This window comes from Flavobacterium sp. (genome assembly GCF_046317795.1).
Taxonomy (GTDB): Bacteria; Bacteroidota; Bacteroidia; order Flavobacteriales; family Flavobacteriaceae; genus Flavobacterium.
In genome coordinates this window covers 1-2,871 of record NZ_JBKCVI010000098.1, presented here as the reverse complement: position 1 = coordinate 2,871, position 2,871 = coordinate 1, and the positions used below count along the sequence as shown (strand labels likewise).

Below are 2,871 nucleotides of genomic sequence, written 5' to 3'. Positions count from 1 at the left end.
CCTAAAAATCAAGTCTTTCATTGGCACAAGCATGAATGCTGTATTGATACAGATTTGGACAGCACTAATCACGATTCTGCTGCTAAAGACACTTCAGAAGGAAGCAAAACACTCTTGGCACCTCTCAAATTTGGTGTCTTTCCCGACTTGTCCATTTTAGTGCGGAATACCAAGATTTTGTAAAATAGCATTCGCGGTATCTGTAAGTTTTCCTTTAATAATAATTTCTTTTTGAATTAAGGAATTAAACATTCTTGCATCAGTAACTCGTTTATTTTCAGTGATAAACTTCCTTATTGAGAGCCCTGTTTTAAGTTCAATATGTTTAGATATCACCAAGGCCATAAAGCATATCAGTAAATGAAGTTTTATAGGCTCCTCTTTGAAGTGGAATATTGGTCTGGTTTCTAAATCTGATTTTGCAATCCTAAAAGCCTGTTCTATTTTATAAAGATCATGGTATCTTTTGAGTACTTCGTTTGTGGAAAGCGTAGCCTCATCAAGGTCTGTGTAATACCCCTTTAAGCCCAGTAATTTTGATGTTTTTTTGATTAACTCTTCATTGAGCGTTAATTGTTCCTTATGTGATTTTACAAACTTGGCTTTCTTATTTTTTGCCGGTCGGTCAACAATGTCTTTTGCTTTCAAAATTTGCTTTTCCATTTCATATTTATCTTTTCGGTATCTAACAGTAGAAAAGCTGCAAATTAAGTATCCTTTATTAGTGTTTATTCTTACTATTTTTCCATCTTCTCGGATAATCTTATGATCCAACAGCCCGAAGCTTTCTTCGGACAGATTTCCCAGTCTTGCACCAACGATATAGTGAATATTCTCTTTGCGTAACTGTTCAATATTATCCACGCTAATCATTGCAGCATCAGCAACAACAGTTAAGTTTTTTATTTCATAAAGTTTCATAAACGATTTAATTGTGGGGATAATCGTATGCCCTTCAAATGTGTTTCCCGGGTAAACATCAAAAGCGATGGGGAAGCCATCTTTGTTTACCATCAGCCCCACCAATACCTGTGGTTGCTGCGATTTACCATCTTTTGAAAATCCATTTTTTCGTAAGTCATACTCTTGAAAAGTTTCAAAGTACAAAGTAGTTACATCGTAAAACATAAGGGAAGAATCAAAATCATACACTTTTTGTGCAAAGGATGCAACTGTACGCTGCACCCGCTCTTTTAATTTAAGCCACTTTGGGGCTTCATTGTAGTAACTTTGCCGTCTGTGATTAATGCCAAAATAGGTCTTTAAAAGCTCAATGGAACGGAGTTTTGAAGCCGGCTCGAATATTCTTATCGTTACTAAATCTCGCAATAGGTGATTACACACTTTATCAAAGCCGATTTGCTCAATCAACTTTTGAATACTGTTATAAAAAAACCAATAATAAAAACCGATGCATTCGGTATGCTCGATAAATAACACCATGTTCGGATTATCATCAGGGAAAATGGATAGTTGCTGCGTATAGTCGTTTATATATTGGTTAGCCTGTAACTTTAACGTGTGTATTTCTCCGTCATCTTTACCAGAACCGATATGCTTAAGTATTTTTCGTTTGTAGTCTTTGTACAAGATGACCTGAACAGCGGTCTTGCCTGAAGTGGTTTTTACTTCCCTAATTTTTAGCATAAAAAAGCCTTAGTGCGGAATATTCGGCACTAATATAGTCTTATTTATCTGACATATAGTTATTTATGGTGTTTTAAAAAAATAAGTGGACAAGTCAGGAATTAAATGGAAAACCCTTAGGCAGACCAACAATTCAAACAAAAGCAAAATTAAAAGAACTCAGAAAGTCGGTAAGTGAAAGAAACTGTGTTGAAGGGAAGTTTGGGCAGGCCAAACGATGGTACGGCATGGGCAACATACACGCTAGGTTAAAGGCCACAAGCGAATCAATGATAGGAGCTATCGTTGTTGTTCTCAACCTAATCAGGTTGGTGCAACAGCGCGTCCTTACTTTTGGAAATCGAATGTTGATAAAAGCTTTGATTTACATTAAATCAATTATCGATCTGATGAGCTTTAATCGAAAATGGACTTTTTGAGTGAACCCTAATTAAAAAATGTAATTCAACTCGAATTTATAGTTAATGATTATTTAGCCTTGTGTACACTTTATAATTACCTTCGCTAAAAGCAATATTATATTCGGTTGATAAGGTAGAACCGAGTTTGCTAGAGTTTGCCGCAATCGATTCCTTCTCATAGTCCTTTAACAGAAACTCATTCACGCCTATAACTTCAATAATGATTGTTGGTTTAAACAATGTAAAGTCTCTCTCATAAAATTCAAGCGCTAATTTCTTACCCTCGTAATTCCCAACAGCAAATTGTGGATACAAATACCCGCCACCTCTCTCGCGTTCGGGATGGACGTAATATTTATTGCTCCAACCCCAAACCAACACTCTGTCGCCGGGGTGGCTGTATTCGGCTATTTTTTGTTGTACCACATCCAAAGGTACTTCTTGTTTGCTTACCAAAGTAGATATCGGATAAAATTGTCTGAATCGCAAATCATGAATTTGTGAAACAATCACAAGTAAAGCGCCCGCCCAATAATACTTTTTTAATATCGGAAAAGAATGAATTGATGATGCAGAAAGAAAAATTAGAAATGGCCAGTTTAATAAACTGTAATGAAAGAAATTATTACCCGGCTTATGTATTGAATACAAGGCAGCAACAAATCCAACAAGGACAATGGAATAAATCATTTGTGTTTTTTTGTCTCCATTCCGGATTGACTGATACAAAGGAATGATTGACAGGAGGAGAAGAACAAAAAATGGGAAATATTCTTTGTTTAAAAAGAAACTTTTTAGGAATACCAAGGCCGATTTAGGGTCT

The 2,871-nt window shown here is 35.8% G+C and carries 2 protein-coding genes and 2 pseudogenes; 2 read left to right on the top strand and 2 right to left on the bottom strand.

The features are described 5' to 3' along the window. Positions 1 to 139 (top strand): annotated as a pseudogene (locus ACK5ON_RS05850) (IS4 family transposase); the annotation flags it as partial. 17 nt (positions 140 to 156) lie between these two features. Here ACK5ON_RS05850 and ACK5ON_RS05845 read toward each other — a convergent pair. Next, entirely contained in the window at positions 157 to 1,647 is a 1,491-nt protein-coding gene (locus ACK5ON_RS05845; RefSeq protein ID WP_409820766.1) for an IS1634 family transposase, read from the bottom strand. A gap of 113 nt (positions 1,648 to 1,760) precedes the next feature. On the opposite strand from ACK5ON_RS05845, the pseudogene ACK5ON_RS05840 reads away from it, so the two are divergent. After that, a pseudogene (locus tag ACK5ON_RS05840) lies at positions 1,761 to 2,066 on the top strand (transposase); the annotation flags it as partial. A gap of 42 nt (positions 2,067 to 2,108) precedes the next feature. Here the strand turns inward: ACK5ON_RS05840 and ACK5ON_RS05835 are convergent. Beyond that, positions 2,109 to 2,871, bottom strand: a 763-nt coding sequence (locus ACK5ON_RS05835) for a hypothetical protein (RefSeq protein ID WP_409820764.1), incomplete at its 5' end; no start/stop codon positions are given.

What these genes read in the sequence shown, in the direction of transcription:
- ACK5ON_RS05845 (WP_409820766.1), bottom strand. Translation starts at nt 1,647, where the DNA reads ATGCTAAAAATTAGGGAAGTAAAAACCACTTCAGGCAAGACCGCTGTT.